The organism is Rhizobium sp. SEMIA4064, assembly GCF_003025035.1.
In the GTDB taxonomy this organism is placed as follows: domain Bacteria; phylum Pseudomonadota; class Alphaproteobacteria; order Rhizobiales; family Rhizobiaceae; genus Rhizobium; species Rhizobium paranaense.
The window spans coordinates 655,001-674,308 of record NZ_PYJN01000019.1 but is presented as its reverse complement, the minus strand read 5'-3'; the positions used below and the strand labels follow the sequence as shown (position 1 = coordinate 674,308).

Annotated in this window: 17 protein-coding genes; 12 read left to right on the top strand and 5 right to left on the bottom strand. The window is 60.9% G+C overall.

All coding sequences use genetic code 11. From position 1 onward, the window contains the following. The first annotated feature begins 5 nt into the window (after positions 1-5). Genes C9E91_RS16935 through C9E91_RS16915 form a run of 5 tightly spaced genes read left to right on the top strand, consistent with a single transcriptional unit; the run spans position 6 to position 2,957 of the window. Positions 6-782, top strand: coding sequence for a ComF family protein (locus C9E91_RS16935; protein WP_107109410.1), 777 nt, complete (start codon positions 6-8; stop codon positions 780-782). A gap of 29 nt (positions 783-811) precedes the next feature. Next, positions 812-1,069, top strand: a complete 258-nt coding sequence (gene grxC / locus C9E91_RS16930) for a glutaredoxin 3 (protein WP_107109409.1) — start codon at positions 812-814, stop codon at positions 1,067-1,069. A 24-nt stretch (positions 1,070-1,093) separates the two neighbouring features. Then, positions 1,094-1,951 (top strand): carbon-nitrogen hydrolase family protein, encoded by an 858-nt coding sequence (locus tag C9E91_RS16925; RefSeq protein WP_107109408.1) that lies wholly within the window; start codon positions 1,094-1,096, stop codon positions 1,949-1,951. Continuing rightward, positions 1,948-2,376 carry a DUF1178 family protein gene (locus C9E91_RS16920; RefSeq protein WP_107109407.1) on the top strand — a complete coding sequence of 143 codons (429 nt, stop codon included), beginning with the start codon at positions 1,948-1,950 and terminating at the stop codon, positions 2,374-2,376. Before C9E91_RS16925 ends, C9E91_RS16920 begins: the two co-directional genes overlap by 4 nt. Next, a complete protein-coding gene (locus tag C9E91_RS16915; RefSeq protein WP_107109406.1) occupies positions 2,376-2,957 on the top strand; it encodes a DUF3291 domain-containing protein in 582 nt (193 codons plus the stop codon). Before C9E91_RS16920 ends, C9E91_RS16915 begins: the two co-directional genes overlap by 1 nt. A gap of 31 nt (positions 2,958-2,988) precedes the next feature. Here the strand turns inward: C9E91_RS16915 and ubiG are convergent, their stop codons facing one another. From ubiG to C9E91_RS16895, 4 genes are all read right to left on the bottom strand, one after another. Next, positions 2,989-3,735 (bottom strand): bifunctional 2-polyprenyl-6-hydroxyphenol methylase/3-demethylubiquinol 3-O-methyltransferase UbiG, encoded by a 747-nt coding sequence (gene ubiG, locus C9E91_RS16910; RefSeq protein WP_107109405.1) that lies wholly within the window; start codon positions 3,733-3,735, stop codon positions 2,989-2,991. 133 nt (positions 3,736-3,868) lie between these two features. Then, entirely contained in the window at positions 3,869-4,456 is a 588-nt protein-coding gene (locus C9E91_RS16905) for a cytochrome b (RefSeq protein WP_245407511.1), read from the bottom strand. After that, positions 4,453-5,694, bottom strand: a complete 1,242-nt coding sequence (locus tag C9E91_RS16900) for a YbfB/YjiJ family MFS transporter (RefSeq protein ID WP_107109403.1) — start codon at positions 5,692-5,694, stop codon at positions 4,453-4,455. Before C9E91_RS16900 ends, C9E91_RS16905 begins: the two co-directional genes overlap by 4 nt. An 80-nt stretch (positions 5,695-5,774) precedes the next feature. Next, positions 5,775-6,392: a TetR/AcrR family transcriptional regulator gene (locus tag C9E91_RS16895; RefSeq protein ID WP_107109402.1), complete on the bottom strand. Its 618-nt coding sequence runs from the start codon at positions 6,390-6,392 to the stop codon at positions 5,775-5,777. Between the two features lie 334 nt (positions 6,393-6,726). Here C9E91_RS16895 and C9E91_RS16890 point away from each other — a divergent pair, with 334 nt between their 5' ends. From C9E91_RS16890 to C9E91_RS16860, 7 genes are all read left to right on the top strand, one after another. After that, positions 6,727-8,001 carry an aspartate kinase gene (locus C9E91_RS16890; RefSeq protein WP_104824476.1) on the top strand — a complete coding sequence of 425 codons (1,275 nt, stop codon included), beginning with the start codon at positions 6,727-6,729 and terminating at the stop codon, positions 7,999-8,001. 101 nt (positions 8,002-8,102) lie between these two features. After that, positions 8,103-10,370, top strand: a complete 2,268-nt coding sequence (gene ptsP, locus C9E91_RS16885) for a phosphoenolpyruvate--protein phosphotransferase (protein ID WP_107109401.1) — start codon at positions 8,103-8,105, stop codon at positions 10,368-10,370. Positions 10,371-10,402: 32 nt separating this feature from the next. Continuing rightward, positions 10,403-11,482 (top strand): peptide chain release factor 1, encoded by a 1,080-nt coding sequence (gene prfA, locus C9E91_RS16880; protein ID WP_107109400.1) that lies wholly within the window; start codon positions 10,403-10,405, stop codon positions 11,480-11,482. After that, the gene (prmC, locus tag C9E91_RS16875; protein ID WP_107109399.1) at positions 11,479-12,354 is read left to right on the top strand and encodes a peptide chain release factor N(5)-glutamine methyltransferase; all 876 of its coding nucleotides are present in this window, start codon (positions 11,479-11,481) and stop codon (positions 12,352-12,354) included. Before prfA ends, prmC begins: the two co-directional genes overlap by 4 nt. 346 nt (positions 12,355-12,700) lie before the next feature. After that, complete coding sequence (locus C9E91_RS16870; protein ID WP_107109398.1) at positions 12,701-13,387, top strand: DUF4167 domain-containing protein; 687 nt, start codon at positions 12,701-12,703, stop codon at positions 13,385-13,387. Between the two features lie 250 nt (positions 13,388-13,637). After that, entirely contained in the window at positions 13,638-16,238 is a 2,601-nt protein-coding gene (gene clpB, locus C9E91_RS16865; RefSeq protein ID WP_107109397.1) for an ATP-dependent chaperone ClpB, read from the top strand. Positions 16,239-16,376: 138 nt separating this feature from the next. Then, positions 16,377-16,886 carry a P-loop nucleotide/nucleoside kinase family protein gene (locus C9E91_RS16860; protein WP_107109396.1) on the top strand — a complete coding sequence of 170 codons (510 nt, stop codon included), beginning with the start codon at positions 16,377-16,379 and terminating at the stop codon, positions 16,884-16,886. Positions 16,887-17,005: 119 nt separating this feature from the next. On the opposite strand, the gene C9E91_RS16855 is transcribed toward C9E91_RS16860, so the two are convergent. After that, a complete protein-coding gene (locus C9E91_RS16855) occupies positions 17,006-18,952 on the bottom strand; it encodes a M23 family metallopeptidase (RefSeq protein WP_107109395.1) in 1,947 nt (648 codons plus the stop codon). Positions 18,953-19,308 lie beyond the last annotated feature (356 nt).

Sequence of the window (19,308 nt, the reverse complement as noted above, 5' to 3'; positions counted from 1 at the left end):
ACCATATGGGGATGATGGGACGCGAAATCACGGTATCGATGCTGCGGGCCGGCTTGATAAAGCCGTGGTCGGCGCTGGCCGATCTCATCTATCCGCCGGCTTGCGCCGGCTGCGGCACGTCGACGGGGGCGCATCGCAGCCTTTGCCCCGCCTGCTGGTCCGGCATCCGCTTCATCGAGCGGCCCTATTGTGAGGTGCTGGGCAGTCCGTTTTTCCACGATCTCGGCACGGGGATTTTGAGCGCCGAGGCGATCGCCGATCCGCCTGTGTTCGATCGGCTGCGCTCGGCTGCCATTCACGACGGGGTGGTGCGCGATCTCGTGCTGGGATTGAAGTATCGCGACCGCACCGATCTGGCGCCAATGATGGCCGGCTGGATGCTGCGCGCCAGTGACGGCACCGTTGCCGCCTGCGATGCCATCATTCCGGTGCCGCTGCATCGGGCGCGGCTGTTCTCGCGCAAATACAATCAGGCGGCGGAACTTGCTTGCCACCTGGCGCGGCTTTCGGACAAACCGCTGCTGGCAGCGACATTGTTGCGCGTCAAGCGGACGACGCAGCAGGTCGGCCTCGGGGCGAGGGCGCGTCAGGACAATGTGCGGGGCGCTTTCGCCATTCCCGAAGGCCGGGCCGGCGATGTCTTTGGCCGCCGCATCGTGCTGGTAGATGATGTCTATACGACCGGCGCGACCGTTGCAGCGGCGACGAAAATGCTGAAAAAAGCCGGCGCGGCTGACGTAACGGTTTTAACCTTTGCAAGGGCTGTCGGCGATCTTATATGACAGTAAACCTGTCTTTTTCGGAGTGGATCATGGCATCCGTCGTTATTTATACGCGTGAATTCTGTGGCTATTGCGCCCGGGCAAAAGCGCTGCTCGACTCCAAGGGCGTCGATTATGTCGAACACAACGCCACTTATTCGCCCGAGCTGCGCCAGGAGATGATTTCGAAGGCGAAGGGTCGTTCGACCTTCCCGCAGATTTTCATCAATGGCGAGCATGTCGGCGGATGTGATGATATTCATGCGCTCGACCGGGCCGGCAAGCTCGATACGCTGCTTGCCGCCTGAACCGGACAAAACGGGGAGAGAACAATGACCTTCAAGGCTGCCGCCATTCAGATGTGCTCCGGTGTCGATCCGGTGAAGAACGCTGCCGATATGGCGCGGCTGGTTCGCGAGGCGGCGGCTAAAGGCGCCGTTTACGTGCAGACGCCGGAAATGACCGGGGCGGTGCAGAAGGATCGGCCGGGTCTGCGCGCGGTGCTGCGCGACGAAGCCAATGATATCATCGTCAAGACGGCCGCTGAGCTGGCTCAGGAACTCGGCATTCACCTGCATGTCGGCTCGACCGCGATCGCGCTCGACGACGGCAAGATCGCCAATCGTGGCTTCCTCTTCGGCCCTGATGGTAGGCTGCTCAGCCGCTACGACAAGATCCACATGTTCGACGTCGATCTCGATAATGGCGAGAGCTGGCGCGAAAGCGCGGTCTATCGTCCCGGCTCCGAGGCGCGCATCGTGTCGCTGCCCTTTGCCGAGCTCGGCTTCTCCATTTGCTACGACGTGCGCTTTCCGCAGCTCTTCCGCGCCCAGGCTGTCGCCGGTGCTCAGGTGATGACGGTGCCTGCCGCCTTCACCAGGCAGACGGGCGAGGCGCATTGGGAAATCCTGCTTCGGGCGCGCGCCATCGAAAACGGCATGTTCGTCATCGCCGCCGCTCAGGCAGGTACGCATGAGGATGGCCGCGAGACCTTCGGCCATTCGATGATCATCGATCCCTGGGGCAAGGTGCTGGCATCGGCCGGCGGCACGGGCGAGGCGGTCGTTATCGCCGAGATCGACGTCGCGGCTGTCAAAGCTGCTCACGACAAGATCCCCAATCTGAAGAATGCGCGCGAGTTTTCGCTGGAAAAGATCGCGACGCCGGCGGCTGGAGGCGTCGCTGCTTGATCCGCTATTCGCTGAGATGTGACAGTGCCCATGAGTTCGAGGGCTGGTTTTCGGAAAGCGCCGATTTCGACCGGCAGGTCGCAAGCGGTTTCCTGACCTGCCCCGTCTGCAATTCGGGTGTGATCTCCAAACTCCTGATGGCGCCGTCGGTTTCCACCGGGCGCAAGAAGGAGGAGTTGCAGACGCTTGCCATGGATACTGCGCGCAAGGAGGCCTTGAACAAGCTCAAGGAGGCCGTCGACGCCATCAAGGCCAATGCCGAGGACGTCGGCACGAAATTCCCCGAAGAGGCCCGCAAGATCCACTATGGCGAGGCGGACGCCAGGGGCATCATCGGCAAGGCGACGCCGGATGAGGCGCAGGCGCTGGTCGAAGAGGGTATCGAGATCGCCGCTATCCCGGTATTGCCGGACGACATCAACTGATGCCCAGCGGCAAGCATCTCGCCATGTATAATTTCGGGCTGCATGTTGCGCCCTATAGCAGCCCCGCAGTCGAAGGATTTCGCCTGCGGGAAGCGGCAAATTTCGAGGCAGCCGCCCGCGCCCATGGCTTCATCGGCCGCTCCGGTTACGATGGAGACCCGGGACCGGCATGTTGGGGTAAGCAGGTTTTCCCGCGCTTCATCGAAGGCAGCGGCTTTGCGACAGCGCCGTCTTCCCTGTCTCTTTGGACCGATATCGAATCACTGATGGCTTTCAGCTATGACGGCGTTCACGCCGATGCACTGAAGCACGCGCGGCACTGGAACGTGAAACAACGTTGGCCGGCGCTGGTTCTGTGGTGGGTGGATGCCGATGTCATTCCGGAATGGAAAGACGGTGCCGAGCGTCTGGAGCGGCTTCACGACGAAGGGCCGAGCGCGGCGGCGTTTTCATTCAAGCAGCCCTATGCTGCCACTGGCCATCCGGCGACGATCGATCGTAGCAGGGTGAAGGAAATTGCAGCAAAAAATGCGATGGGCCAGAGCGATTTGCTGGCGCATGTCCTGGCGCTGAAAGCTTAGCGGACACCCCCGGTCACCGGCGAAGAAGATTTCACCCCGCCCGCTTTGCCAGCAGCATGTAGTTCACGTCCATGTCCTTCGACAGGTTCCATCGGTCCTGCAGCGGCGAATAGAAGACGCCGGTGCGGGCGATGATGTCGAGGCCGTTTGCGCCGAGCGGCTTCTCTATCTCTTCCGGGCGGACAAGCTTCTCATATTGATGCGTGCCGCGCGGCAGCCAGCGCAGGACGTTTTCGGCGGCGAAGATGGCCAATGCCGCTGCTTTCATCGTCCGATTGATGGTGGCGACGAACATCAGGCCGCCGGGGCGCACCATCTTGGCGCAGGTCGAAAGGAAAAATTCGACGTCGGCAACGTGCTCCACCACTTCCATGTTCAGCACGATATCGAATGTCTCGCCGGCCTCAGCCAGTTGCTCGGCTGTGACGGCGCGGTAGTCGACGGGAACGCCGGAGGCTTTCGCATGGGTCGAGGCAATGCCGATGTTCTTTTCGGAAGGGTCGGCGCCGACGACCGAGGCCCCCATGCGCGCCACCGGCTCCGACAGCAATCCGCCGCCACAGCCGATATCGAGTACGCGCAGGCCCTCCAGTGGCCGTGCGCTCTTCGGATCGCGGCCGAAATTCTCGCAGGCATGGTCGCGGATATAGGCGAGCCGCACCGGATTGAACTTATGCAGCGGCTTGAACTTGCCGGTCGGGCTCCACCATTCCGCCGCCATCGCTGAAAAGCGGTCCACTTCGCTCTGGTCGATCGTGCTTTTCGCCGCTTCGGTCATGGTCTTGCTCCTTGGTCTACGCCGCGTCACCCGCCTGCCAATTGAGCAGGTGACGCCCTGGTAGATGTGAAGTCGGACGATCGGAAGCCGATGTCAAGGGTCCGGCTGCCTCAACGGCTATGGGCCGCTATGCTCAGCGCGCCGGAACGAGCATCCGGCGCAGCGTTCCGTCTTTCAAGAGGAACTGATGGTAGAGGGCGCCGGCGGCATGCAGGCCGATGAGGATGATGAATGCGGGCTTGCCCAGGCCGTGAATATCGCCAAAGGGATCGGAGAAATAATAGGCCAGCAGGCCGGTCAGGGGAACGAGCAGCAGAAGCGCGTAGAACAGCCAATGTGCCGCGGCGGCAAGTTTTACCAGCAGCGCGGAAGCGCCGGCGGGCTTGGGTGTTCCGAACGCGACGCGCAAGGCAAGGCGCAAAAGGACGAGCAACAGGACTGCGACACCCACCCAATAATGCGCCGTGCCCAAAGACATATCCGCCGGCGAAACGGTGTTTCCCCTTACCTGCGCGTCGACCACCGTAGTCATGCTCTCCCCGAACAGGAGCTGAAACAGGACCAGCGCTGCAATGATCCAATGCAATGAGATCTGGGTGGTGGAATAGCCAAGGGCGCGATTTGAAGTCATGAGGGTTGCTCTCTGAAGTTGACGTGCGCGGACTATCCTTTCCGTATCTGACATGGGCCTGAAGCAGGCTTTGCCCGCTTCAATTTTCATGAGGCTCGGTGTTTCCGACGCTTCACGCTGTTCAAGACATCGGCCAGCAACGCGAGGACAAGTGCCACCGCACCGCAAAGGAAGATGATGCCGTAGTTTTCGCCGGTGTGGATGAAGAGATAGGAATAGCCATAGCCGCCAAGCGCCTGGAAAAGAGCGAAAGCCGTCGTTGCCCGGCTCCAGGCGGCGCGTTGGGCGACGTGGCTATGCGGCAGGATTTCCTGGATGCGGCCGAGCACCAGCGGCACGATGCCTGGCGTGAAGATGCCAAGCAGCACCGTGGCAAAGCCGACCAGCCAGGGATTGCCGGATGTGGCCAGCGTGGCGGCGCCGACAGCCTGTAGCAGCAGAGCGCCGCGATAGGCTGGGGCAAAGCCGATGCGGTCTGCGGCATAGCCAGTTAGTACCGGGCCGGTGATGGCAGCAACGCCATAGAGCACCCAGCAGGCCGCTCCGATGTCGGCACCACGGCCGAGACCACGGGCGACGTAGTCGACCAACAGCACCATGACGGGCACGAGGCCGAGGGCATTGGCGGCATATTGGCCATAGAGGATACGCAGCGACCATTCGGCCTTTGCTGTGGGATGGTGGGCCGCGGCGTGCGCCGCCGGTGCCGGCGGATTGGTCGCAGGCCAGCCGAACCAACTGACGGCGGTCAGGATGAGTGACAGGACCCCTAAGCCGATCCAGGTTTCGCGAAGACCGATGCGCAGCAGTGCGGGCACCAGGGTTCCCGAGGCGGCGATGCCGAGACCGAGGCCGAGGAAAATCATGCCGCTGACGAAGCCGCGTCGGGGGACCGGGATGTGCGGCAGGATGGTGGTCGCGACGAGCACCATGATGGCGCCGCCGGCAAGACCGGAGAGGAAGCGCCAGACAAAAAACCAGGTGACGGAGACCGGAAAGGCGCAGGCGAAGAAGGCCGCGGTCGCGGCGACCATCAGCAGCCGCAGCGCCAGACGATTGCCGAGACCGGCAGCCAGGGGCCGGCCGAGCAAGGCACCGGCGAGGTATCCGGCAAAATTGGCCGCACCCAGCGTCACCGTATCGCCGGCCGAAAACCAATGTGCGCTGATGAGCGGCGGGATCAGCGGCGTATAGGCGAAGCGGGCGAGACCGATCGCAACGAGGCTCCCGCAGAGGCCGGCGATGGTGGCATACCAGGCGGCAGCGGTGAGAGGCGCAGGTTCCGTGACGGAGGGAGAGACGTTCGAACGGCGTAAGGGGGCAGACATGGCACAAAGCTTTTCTGTTCGGAGCGAGCTTGCCGCGTCCGGTTCGGTGTTTCGTGAAGAGAGGGTTCTATGGCGGAGGCTTATCCGTCCGGCCTGCTTTCGGGCAGCGGCCAGGGCAAGGTCAGCATGGCCATTGCCGGCCGCAGGATACCATTCAGCAATTCGCGCTCTGGCCGGACACGGACAAGCGCGCGCAAACCGAACTGCACCGAGAGCAGCAATTTGGCGAGGTCCTCCGGCGGCAGGTCTACGGGAATTTCACCGCTTGCCTGAGCGGCGACGACCGACCGAAGAAAAAAGGCTTCGATCTCGGCCGTCTCGTCGGCGACGACACGCCGCATTTCCAGATCGTCGGAACGTGCCTCCAGGGTGGTGTTGACCAGCATGCAGCCGCGATGCTCGGTATCGGCCAGGGAACGCTCGACGACTTCCTGGAAGTAGCCGACAATGCGAAGCCCCGGCGAGTAAATTGCCTCCATCCGTGTGATGCGGGCATGGAGGTTCCGATCGAGATAATGCTTCAGCGCCTTCAGATAGAGGCCGCGCTTGTCTCCGAAAGCATTGTAGAGGCTTGCATGCGTCAGCCCCATGCGGTCGGTCAGATCGCGGGTCGAGGTTGCTTCGTAACCCTTCGACCAGAATATCTCGCCCGCCGCCTCTAGAACGCTGTCCTCATCGAATTGCCGGGGTCTTGCCATCGGGAAATTCTCGCAACCTGTTCAAAGGCGATTTATTATGGAGCGTCTGCTCTAAAACGGGATATAGAGCATACGCTCTAAAATGGCAAGTCGATCGGCTATACTGCGCTGTTAACGAAGGCGCGTTCCTCAACAATCCAGTCGTGCTTAAAAGTGGGCTATTGAAGTGGAGGCGCGAAAGCCGACTGAGCCGCGCTATTGCACCCGCCCGCCAAACTCGTTAAGAGACGCCCCCATTGAGATCAGGCTTTTCCGGCTAATGGACTGGAAGGGCGATTTTGCATGCCGGGCTCGTAGCGTATCGGCCGCCCGGCGCTGGTACTGGTAGAGGCACATGGCACGTATCGTGATGAAATTCGGCGGGACATCCGTCGCGGATCTGGACCGTATCAAGAATGTCGCCCGCCATGTGAAACGTGAGGTCGACGCGGGCCATGAAGTGGCAGTCGTCGTCTCCGCCATGTCTGGCAAGACCAACGAGCTGGTTGGCTGGGTGCAGAACACGCCTAAGGTCGCCGGCGCCGATCACTCGATTTACGATGCCCGCGAATATGATGCCGTCGTCGCTTCCGGCGAGCAGGTGACCTCCGGGTTGCTGGCGATCGCACTGCAGGCGATGGGCATCAACGCCCGCTCCTGGCAGGGCTGGCAGATTCCGATCAGGACCGACAACGCTCACGGCGCGGCGCGCATTCTCGAAATCGACGGCGGCGAAATGGTCCGCCGCATGCAAGAGGGCCAAGTGGCCGTCGTCGCCGGCTTCCAGGGTCTTGGCCCCGACAACCGCGTCTCGACGCTCGGCCGCGGTGGTTCCGATACCTCGGCAGTGGCGATCGCCGCGGCCGTGAAGGCTGATCGCTGCGATATCTATACCGACGTCGACGGCGTCTACACGACCGATCCGCGCATCGAACCGAAGGCGCGGCGTCTGAAGAAGATCGCCTTCGAAGAAATGCTGGAAATGGCCTCGCTTGGCGCAAAGGTGCTGCAGGTGCGCTCGGTCGAGCTGGCCATGGTCTTTAAGGTTCGCACCTTCGTGCGCTCCTCTTTCGAGGATCCCGATGCTCCGGGCATGGGCGATCTGTTGAACCCGCCCGGAACGCTGATTTGTGACGAGGAAGAAATCGTGGAACAGGAAGTAGTCACCGGCATTGCCTATGCCAAGGATGAAGCCCAGATCTCGCTGCGCCGTCTCGCCGACCGGCCGGGCGTCTCCGCTGCGATCTTCGGGCCGTTGGCCGAAAGCCACATCAACGTCGACATGATCGTCCAGAACATCTCCGAGGACGGTTCCAAGACCGATATGACCTTCACGGTTCCTTCGGGCGATGTCGAAAAGGCGCTGCGCGTTCTTGGCGAAAACAAGGACAAGATCGGCTACGACGTCATCCAAAACGAATCAGGTCTCGTCAAAGTCTCCGTCATCGGCATCGGCATGCGTTCGCATGCTGGCGTTGCAGCGACCGCTTTCCGTGCACTTGCCGAAAAAGGCATCAACATCAAGGCTATTACGACGTCGGAAATCAAGATTTCCATCCTGATCGACGGTCCTTATGCAGAACTGGCAGTCAGGACTTTGCATTCCTGCTACGGTCTGGATAAGAGTTGATTCAGGACTGCTGACGACGGACCGCGACGGAGGTGAGTTTCGGCCGGCCCTGACGTGGGCAAGTCAGGCATGACATCTTGATTTCGGGAGCTAGAGACGCAATGAGAGACCTTTCCGGCGGTCCACGCGTTCTGCTCAAGCGGCTGCGCGAACTCATGGCGGAGCCGCTGGAGCCGCAAGAGCGTCTTGACCGGATCGTCCGCCAGATCGCCAGCAACATGGTCGCGGAAGTTTGCTCGGTCTACGTGTTGCGCGCCGATGGTGTGCTCGAGCTTTACGCCACCGAAGGTCTGAAAAAAGAAGCCGTCCACCTGTCGCAATTGAAGATGGGCCAGGGCCTGGTCGGCACGATCGCCGCTTCCGCCCAGCCGCTCAATCTCTCCGACGCGCAATCGCATCCCGCCTTCCGCTACCTGCCGGAAACCGGTGAAGAGGTCTACCACTCCTTCCTCGGCGTGCCGATCCTGCGCACGGGCCGCTCGCTCGGCGTTCTCGTTGTACAGAACAAGGCGAGCCGCAACTATCGCGAAGAGGAGCTGGAAGCGCTCGAAACGACGGCGATGGTACTGGCCGAGATGATCGCCACCGGCGAGCTGAAAAAGATCACCAAGCCGGGCCTCGAACTCGATCTTACCCGCTCGGTCACCATTGATGGCGACACCTACAATGAAGGCATCGGCCTCGGCTATGTCGTGCTGCATGAGCCGCGCATCGTCGTTACCAATCTTCTGAACGAGGATACCGAAAAGGAAATCCGCCGCCTGGCGGACGCGCTCGGTTCCCTGCGCATCTCGATCGACGACATGCTGTCGCGCCGTGACGTTTCAATGGAAGGCGAGCACCGCGAGGTCCTGGAGACCTACCGCATGTTCGCCCACGACCAGGGCTGGGTACGCAAGCTGGAGGAGGCTGTCCGCAACGGCCTGACCGCGGAAGCCGCGGTCGAGAAGGTGCAGAGCGACACCAAGGCGCGGATGATGCGCCTGACCGATCCTTATCTGCGCGAGCGTATGCATGACTTCGAGGATCTGGCGAACCGGCTGCTCAGGCAGTTGATCGGCTATTCCGGCCGCACCGTGGCCGAGGGTTTCCCGAACGATGCGATCATCTTTGCGCGCGCCATGGGTGCTGCCGAGCTGCTCGACTATCCCCGCGCCAATATTCGTGGTCTGGTGCTGGAAGAGGGCGCGGTCACCAGCCATGTCGTCATCGTCGCCCGCGCCATGGGCATTCCGGTCGTCGGCCAGGCGGCGGGGGTGGTGGCGCTCGCCGAAAATGGCGATCCTGTGATCATCGATGGCGATGGCGGCCATGTCCACCTGCGGCCGATGGCCGATCATCAGCGCTCCTACGAGGAAAAGGTGCGCTTTCGCGCCCGCCGGCAGGAACAGTTCCGGGCGCTGCGTGCGGTCGAACCGGTCACCAAGGACGGGCAGCGCATTTCGCTCATGATGAATGCCGGTCTGCTGGTCGATCTCCCGCAGCTTGCCGAATCCGGCGCGGAAGGCATCGGCCTGTTCCGCACGGAACTGCAGTTCATGATCGCCTCGACCATGCCGAAGGCGGAGGAGCAGGAAGCCTTCTACCGCAATGTCATGAAGCAGGCCGGTGGTCACGTCGTCACCTTCAGGACGCTCGATATCGGCGGCGACAAGGTCGTGCCCTATTTCCGCGCCCATGAGGAAGAAAATCCGGCGCTCGGTTGGCGCGCCATTCGCCTGTCGCTCGATCGGCCCGGCCTGCTGCGCACACAGTTGCGCGCCATGCTGAAGGCGGCGGCAGATGGCGAATTGAAGATGATGGTGCCGATGGTCACGGAAGTCTCCGAGATTGAAGCGGTGCGCGAACTCGTGCAGAAGGAAGTGCAGCATCTGTCGCGCTTCGGCCATAGCCTGCCGCGCAAGTTCCAGTTCGGCGCGATGCTGGAGGTGCCGGCGCTGTTGTGGCAGTTGGACGAGCTGATGGCGGCGGTCGACTTCGTATCGGTCGGCTCCAACGATCTCTTCCAGTTTTCGATGGCGGTCGATCGCGGTAATGCACGCGTCTCCGACCGTTTCGATCCGCTCGGACGCCCGTTCCTGCGCATTCTGCGCGACATCGTGCGCGCCGGCGAGCGCAACAAGACGCCGGTAACGCTTTGCGGCGAACTCGCCGGCAAGACGATTTCGGCCATGGCGCTGCTGGGTGTCGGTTTCCGCTCGGTGTCGATGTCGCCGGCATCCATCGGTCCGGTCAAGGCGATGCTGCTGGGTCTCGATCTCCAGGCATTGACCGCGGTCATGGAAGAAGCGCTGAACGACACGCATCCGAAGACCTCGATGCGCGAGATCCTTGTCCGCTTCGCCGAGAGCCACAATATTCCATTGTAGACCAGAACGAATAAGAAGAATCGGAGTGTGGGGTGGCGAATCTTCCCATTGAAAAAATGCGCGAATTGGAGCGCCGTTTCGGTGAGATCGAAGCGCGCATGTCGGCTGGTCCGTCGGCGGACGTCTATGTGAAGCTTGCTTCCGAATATTCCGAATTGCAGCCGGTCGTCACCAAGATCCGCGACTATGAGAAGGCGATCGCCGAGGCTTCCGATCTCGAAACCATGCTGACCGACAAGTCGGTCGACCGCGAGATGCGCGATCTCGCCGAGATGGAGTTGCCGGAGGTCAAGGAGCGGATCGAGACACTGGAGAAAGACATCCAGATCCTGCTGCTGCCAAAGGATGCCGCCGACGAGAAGAGTGCGATCCTGGAAATACGCGCCGGCACCGGCGGTTCCGAAGCAGCACTTTTCGCGGGCGATCTTTTCCGGATGTATGAGCGCTTCTCGGCCAATAACGGCTGGAAGGTCGAAATTCTCTCTGCCAGCGACGGTGAAGCAGGCGGCTACAAGGAAATCATCGCGACCATTAGCGGCAAGGGCGTGTTCTCGCGGCTGAAATTCGAATCCGGCGTGCATCGCGTGCAGCGCGTGCCGGAAACCGAGGCGGGCGGGCGTATCCACACCTCGGCGGCGACCGTGGCCGTGCTGCCGGAAGCCGAGGAAATCGACATCGAAATCCGCCCCGAGGATATCCGCATCGATACCATGCGCTCCTCCGGTGCCGGTGGTCAGCACGTCAACACGACGGACTCGGCGGTACGCATCACCCATCTTCCCTCGGGGATCGTGGTGACGAGTTCGGAAAAATCGCAGCATCAAAACCGCGCCAAGGCAATGCAGGTGCTGCGGTCGCGCCTCTTCGACATGGAGCGTCAGCGCGCCGACAGCGAACGGTCCGCTGATCGCAAGAGCCAGGTTGGTTCCGGCGACCGCTCCGAGCGTATTCGCACCTATAATTTCCCGCAGGGCCGGATTACCGATCATCGCATCAACCTGACGCTCTATAAGCTCGACCGGATGATGGAAGGCGAGATTGACGAGGTGGTCGATGCGCTTTTGGCGGATTACCAGGCGAGCCAGCTCGCCCAGCTCGGCGAACAGGCATGAGCAGCGGGCAGGGACCGACCGTCGCGGAGCTTTTCCAGGAGATACGTGCCCGCTTCATCGAGGCGGATCTCGATGATCCGGCCACCGAGGCGCGCATCCTCGTCGGCGGTCTTCTCGATCTTTCATCGACGGAACTCGTTACCTGCGGCTCCGATAGGGTGGCACAGGAGCGCGTCGAAACGGCCCGTGCGGCGGTGGCGCGACGGCTCAATCACGAGCCGGTGCATCGTATCCTGGGCGAACGGGAATTTTATGGCCTGCCGTTGAAGCTCTCGCCGGCGACGCTGGAGCCGCGGCCGGATACGGAAATCTTGGTCGATACGGTACTTCCGCATGCGCGACGTCTTGTATTAGAGCATGGGAATATCCATATACTCGACATCGGAACGGGAACCGGGGCCATCTGCCTCGCTTTGCTCCACGAATGTCCGCAGGCGACAGGTATTGGTTCCGATATTTCCAGCGAAGCTTTGGAAACGGCGCGGGCGAATGCAGCGCGCAATGGCTTGGCGGCACGGTTTGATACTGTGCAAGGAAGCTGGTTTGAAGCCATCCACGGTCGATTTCATGTGATTGTCTCAAATCCGCCCTATATTGAGTCCAGTGTCATTTCCACTCTCGCTCCAGAAGTAAAGAATTTCGATCCTCCGGCAGCTCTCGACGGTGGCGTTGATGGGCTGGATGCATATAGAGCGATCGCAAGAGATGCGGCGCGGTTTCTATACCGAGATGGTATCGTCGGAGTGGAAATCGGCCATAATCAGCGCAAAACAGTGACTTCGGTTTTTGAAGGAGCAGGATTTTTTCTCATTGATGCAGTTCGGGACTACGGTCACAATGACCGAGTTCTCGTGTTTAAACATCATGATTGACGCGACAATTTGCTGCAGGTTCATGGGACCTTGTTGTTATCGCAAAGAAAAGGCTTGGATTTCCTGAGGAAGCAATATAGGTTGCGCTCACGCGTTGGGCGGCTGGGAATAGGCGAGACGATTCGCCTGTCTTGGACAGCCTCGGGGAACCACTCTCTGATAAGAGTGACAAAGGTTGAAGATAACCCAATGCGTGATCAGTTAATCTGACGTAGTCGAGCGGCAGACGGGCGCTTAAGGCGCAGTTTGCTTGCGGCACGCAGGCCCTGGCTTGGAAGGTTCCGGCCACGGCGGCAGGTGCCGTGCATAATTTCATCCCAACTAAGAGAATTCAGGTGAAGGATCTATGAGGCCAGGACAGCAGAACAAGCGCGGTCGGGGGCGTGGTAACAACAACGGCGGCGGCGGCGGAAATAACAATAATAATAATTTCAACCGCAAGGGCTCGAACCCACTGACCAGGACTTATGACAGCTCTGGTCCGGACGTGAAAATTCGCGGAACCGCGCAGCATATCGCCGAGAAGTATTCGGCTCTCGCTCGCGACGCGCAAAGCTCCGGCGACCGCGTCATGGCGGAAAACTATCTCCAACACGCTGAACACTATAACAGGATCATTGCCAGCGCTCAGGCGCAGATGCAGGAACGCTATCAGCGCGACGAGCATCATAACTACAATGATCGCGACAATGCCGACCGCGACATCGATGATATCGATACGAACGAGATGGACGACCAGCCGCAGATGGCTCCGCCTCCGGCACGTCAGCAGCCTGCTCCCGCCGTTGCCGCAGCCCCCGCTCCCGAGCCGGAAGTTATCGATGGCACTGGCCCGCAGCCGGTGATCGAGGGTATCCCGGCCGAGGTGGCGATCGAAGAAGAGACGCCCGCCGCTGCGACCGAGCGCCAGCCGCGTCGCCGCAACGCCGGCAATCGTCCCCGCCGCCAGCCGCGCCGCAACGCCGATGGCGAAGGCAAGGGCGAAGCTGCTGCGACCGAAGCTCCGGCTTTGGCCGACGCCGCATCGGAATAAGAACGGCTTCGAGTGAACAGGTGGTCCCAGCAATCGCGGAGCACCGATTCCAATTCTGCAAAACCCCGGTGTGAAGCCGGGGTTTTTCATTTCCGTTGCCCTTTAAACTTTTCAAAACTCCTCCCATATTCTTCGCAGTTGCTTCGCCGCAAATCTCAATAAGTGGCGGGCGGGGTCTGCCTTTTCAGGGGGCTCAATCTCAGTCATCGGTCTGCGCCAATAAGGGCAGGGCGATCCATGGAGGTCCGATATGAATATTGAAAAATACTCCGAGCGGGTGCGTGGCTTTTTGCAATCCGCGCAGACCAATGCGCTGGCGCAGGGTCACCAGCAATTCACTCCCGAACATGTGCTGAAGGTGCTTCTGGACGACGATCAGGGCATGGCCGCGTCGTTGATCGAGCGCGCCGGCGGCGACGCCAAGGCCGCACGTCTTGCCAACGATGCCGCGCTGGCCAAATTGCCGAAAGTGTCCGGTGGCGACGGCCAGGTCTATCTTGCACAGCCGCTTGCCAAGGTGTTTACCGCGGCTGAAGACGCCGCCAAAAAGGCCGGAGACAGTTTCGTTACCGTCGAACGCCTGTTGCAGGCCCTGGCGATGGAGCCCTCGGCTTCGACGTCAACCACTCTGAAGAATGCAGGCGTTACGCCGGTAGGGCTCAATCAGGTCATCAACGACATTCGCAAGGGCCGCACCGCTGATTCCGCCAATGCGGAACAGGGCTTCGATTCCTTGAAGAAATATGCCCGCGACCTTACCGCCGAGGCTCGTGAGGGCAAGCTCGATCCGGTGATTGGTCGCGACGACGAAATCCGACGCACCATCCAGGTCCTGTCCCGGCGCACGAAGAACAATCCGGTTCTGATCGGCGAACCCGGCGTCGGCAAGACGGCAATCGTCGAAGGTTTGGCGTTGCGCATCGTCAATGGCGACGTGCCGGAATCGCTGAAGGACAAGAAGCTGATGGCGCTCGACATGGGTGCCCTGATTGCCGGCGCGAAATTCCGCGGCGAGTTCGAGGAGCGGCTGAAGGCCGTGCTCAACGAAGTGCAGTCGGAAAACGGCGAGATCATCCTCTTCATCGACGAGATGCATACCTTGGTCGGCGCCGGCAAGGCCGATGGCGCCATGGATGCCTCGAACCTCTTGAAGCCAGCGCTTGCCCGCGGTGAGCTGCATTGCGTCGGCGCGACCACGCTTGATGAATACCGCAAGCACGTCGAGAAGGATCCGGCGCTTGCCCGTCGTTTCCAGCCGGTCATGGTTGAGGAGCCGACGGTCGAGGACACGATCTCGATCCTGCGCGGCTTGAAGGAAAAATACGAGCAGCATCACAAGGTCCGCATCGCCGATGCGGCCCTGGTGGCCGCCGCGACCTTATCGAACCGCTACATCACCGACCGCTTCCTGCCGGACAAGGCCATCGACCTCATGGACGAAGCCGCCGCGCGCCTGCGCATGCAGGTGGATTCGAAGCCGGAAGAGCTCGATGAACTCGATCGCCGCATCATCCAGCTCAAGATCGAGCGCGAGGCGCTGAAGAAGGAGACCGACCAGTCCTCGGCCGACCGGCTGAAGCGGTTGGAGACCGACCTTACCGCACTGGAAGAGGAAGCCGATGCGCTGACCGCGCGTTGGCAGGCCGAGAAGCAGAAGCTGGGCCTCGCCGCCGATCTGAAGAAAAAGCTCGACGAGGCCCGTAACGAGCTGGCGATCGCCCAGCGCAAGGGTGAATTCCAACGTGCCGGCGAGCTTGCTTATGGGGTGATCCCCAATCTGGAGAAGGATCTCCAGGCTGCCGAAGAGCAGGATGGCGGTCGCGATTCCATGGTGCAGGAAGTCGTCACTGCCGACAACATCGCCCATGTCGTCTCCCGCTGGACCGGGATTCCCGTCGACAAGATGCTGGAAGGCGAGCGCGACAAGCTGCTCCGGATGGAAGACGAACTGGCGAAGTGGGTCGTCGGCCAGGGTGATGCCGTCCAGGCGGTATCGCGCGCCGTTCGCCGTTCGCGCGCCGGTCTGCAAGATCCGAACCGGCCGATCGGTTCGTTCATCTTCCTCGGCCCGACCGGCGTCGGCAAGACCGAACTGACCAAGGCGCTTGCCCGCTTCCTCTTCGACGACGAGACGGCGATGGTGCGCATGGATATGTCCGAGTACATGGAGAAGCACTCCGTTGCCCGGCTGATCGGTGCCCCTCCCGGCTATGTCGGCTACGAGGAAGGCGGCGCGCTGACCGAATCCGTCCGCCGCCGGCCCTATCAGGTCGTGCTGTTCGACGAGATCGAGAAGGCCCATCCCGATGTCTTCAACGTCCTGCTCCAGGTTCTGGACGACGGGCGCTTGACGGACGGTCAGGGCCGCACGGTCGATTTCCGCAATACCATGATCATCATGACCTCGAACCTCGGCGCCGAATACCTGACCCAATTGAAGGAAGGGGATGACAGCGATCTAGTGCGCGAGCAGGTGATGGATGTGGTGCGGGCGCATTTCCGGCCGGAGTTCCTGAACCGCGTCGACGAGATCATCCTGTTCCATCGTCTGAAGCGCGAAGAAATGGGGACGATCGTCAACATCCAACTGCAGCGGCTTTTGACCTTGTTGTCCGAACGCAAGATCACGCTCGAACTCGACGACGACGCCCGCACCTGGCTCGCCAACAAGGGTTACGATCCGGTCTATGGCGCAAGGCCGCTGAAGCGGGTCATTCAGAAATATGTCCAGGACCCGCTCGCCGAGCAGATCCTCTCCGGTCAGGTGCCGGATGGATCGGCGGTCAAGGTCACCAGCGGGACGGACAGGCTGCTGTTCCGCCCGCGCCAGCCGGTCAGCGCAGCGGCATAAGTGGCTGCATCAACCATGAAATGGCGGCTTTCGGGCCGCCATTTCGTTTTTCCGACCTGTTCGTAATCGTCGTCTTGCCGCGGCAATCCGCTTCTGTGATGTTGCCGTGGACTTTGGAGGATGTTCGGAGACGGGATCATGCTTGTTATCTTCGGCGGTTTGCCGGGCAGCGGAAAAACCACGATCGCGCTCTTGCTGGCGGAGCGGCTGCAAGCTGTGCATGTTCGGGTGGATACGATCGAGCAGGCATTGAGAGATTCGGGCATGTTGAAGGCCGAAGTCGGCCCTGCCGGCTATATCGCGGCCTATGGGGTCGCCGAAGACAATCTCCGTCTGGGAAGAACGGTGATCGCGGATTCGGTCAATCCCATCCAAGTAACGCGGGATGCCTGGCTGCAGGTCGCAAAACGGGCCGGTAGGCGCGCCATCGAAGTGGAAGTCGTCTGTTCCGACAAGGCCGAGCATCGCCGGCGCGCCGAAACCCGCGCGACCGATGTCGAAGGCCTCGTAAAACCGTCATGGGATGAGATCGTCAACCGAACCTATGACGATTGGAGCGGACGACAGATCGTCGTCGATACCGCCTACAAACGTGCGGATGATGCCGCTACCGAGCTGGTCGCCCTACTGAGGCGCGATCTCGCGTAGAGCGGTTCAGCGTTTCACGGAAGCGCTTTCCCGCTCTATCCCTCTGTCTTTACGCATTCCGGACGGAAAACCGCTTCGCACTTTTCCTGGAAGTGCTCTGGAAAATCCCGACAGGGATGTCAATCCTTGCTCGCAACCTGTTTGGACTTGTCGTCGCTCAGGAGCGTGTCGATACGCTTGCGCTCGTCCTGGAATTTGGCGAGCGTGTCGCCGTCCAAGGACTTGCCGCCGGGCAGGCGGACACGCAAGGGATCAACCTTGGTGCCGTTGACGATCAGCTCGTAATGCAGGTGCGGCCCGGTTGCGAGACCGGTCGAGCCGATGAAGCCGATGACCTGGCCCTGTACCACCTTCGCGCCTGGTACGATGCCCTTGGCTATGGCGCTTTGATGGTTGTAGGAGGAGACGTAGCCGTTGGCGTGGCGGATCAATGTCTGGTTGCCGAAGCCGCCGGAATCCCAGCCAGCCTTTTCGACGATGCCGTTGCCGGCAGCGATGATCGGTGTGCCGCGTGGTGCAGCCCAATCGGCGCCGGTATGCATGCGCGCAAATCCGAGGATGGGGTGGCGGCGCATGCCGAAGCCGGATTTGAAGATGCCGGTCGGGACAGGATTGCGCAGCAGGAATTGGCGGATGCTCTTGCCGTTTTCGTCGAAGTAATCGATCGAGTGATCGTCCGGATCTTCGAAACGATAGAAACGGGTGACGGTGTCGCCGAATTTGGCGTTGACGTAGAGCAGTTCGGAATCGGCTGTCGCCTGGCCGTTTTCGTCGGTGACGGAGAAGAAGGCCTCCAGTGAATCCGTCGGCTTTAGCTGCGCCTGGAAATCGACGTTGCTGGCGAGCAGTTTGACGATCTGCGCCACCATCTCCCTGGTCATGCCATAGGAAAGGGCAGCACGATATATGCCGTCATAGACGCTCGGCAGGTCTCGGCCGGCCGTGGCCACGGGCGCGTCGTTGTCAAAGGCGGTGGCGATGGCGTCAAGCATCGGAGGCTCGCTACCGGCAACGAAATCGCCATGATCGTTCTCGGCGACGGTCAAGACATGCTTGGTGCCGCGATAGATGCTCGCACGGATGATCTTTGCCTGCTCGCCCTTTTGTAGGATGCCGATGCGCAGCACGTCGCCGGCGGAAAGATCGGACGAGCCGAACAGTGGCTCGATCTTGGCCGCGATGTCGCTGGCATCCGTTTTGAGGTAGCCGGCATTGGTGAGCGCCGTCTCAATGGGCGTATCTTCGCGCACCGGAATGATGTCGTCGGCAAATTCCTGTGTCTGCGGCGTGACCGCTTCGGGAGCGGATACCGACATGTTCTCTTCGACGATGCGGGCGGCAAGCCCGGCTGTCAGATCGACATCAGCGTCATCCGTCGCAAACCGGCGCGGATCGACATAGTAGAGCGCGGAAAGCTGCGTGTTGCCGTCAATCAGCACGGAACCGTTGGAACGAACATTCGCTTCGACTTCATCGAGCGACATCGAACCGGCAAGGGCGAAGGGTACATCCTTGGCCGGAAACGGTATGGTTTTCAGGCTGACTTCGGATTCGACGTCGGACCCATAGATCGCACCGGTGCGGTTGGCCGCCGGCTGGACGTTCTCATCAGTGGAAAAGATCGCCAGCGGGTCAAAGGCGGGATAACTCTCGGTGGCGACACGCTTGGTGGCGAGCGCGATCTTCACATGTGCGAAGGGTTGGCGACGCACCACTTCCTTGTCGCCGTCGCGCACGACCGTTGAGACCTCGAGGATATTCCGGTCGGAAGGCTTTGCTGCGATCGCGGTGGGCACAAGACGGCCGCCACGGGTCACCTGATCCTCTGCGTCGTGGTTGCCGCTGTCGGTCGTTGCATAGGCTTCAGCGGGGATGGCGAGCTGCTGGCGGCCGTCGAGGGCCGCAAACAGTGCGACGCCCATCAATATGCTTGAGGTAATACCGGTGAGGAACGTGCCTGAGAGCCAACGGATGGAAACTTCGCGCCGATCCGGCGCTCGCCTGCCGTCGGCCAGGATTGGCGGCTCGTTGCCGAGCGATCGGAGCATTATTTTGTCCGTCATCATGCCAATCGAGATCCGGTTCCTTTATGCGAGCCGTATGGCTGGGGGCGAAGATGTGCATATTTATGACGGGCGAGTCAAATCCGGCGCATCTCGCTTGTGGAGTGTTTGACTGCTGTAAGTGCCCTGTTTGCAGCCGCGGTTGGCGATATCTGGTATCGGCGGACCTGGGTTCAAGAGCCGACCCTGTCATATTTTACGACCTAATGCGTGTAACTCGGCTCCACCAGCACGCGGGAATGGCGATGTCGGGAGATTTTGATGCCCGATCTGGCCGATTTTTGGCGACCTTCACAAAACTCTCATAAGAATCAATCACTTGTATGTTTTTTGATTTTTTTCCAAATCGCCTGTTGACT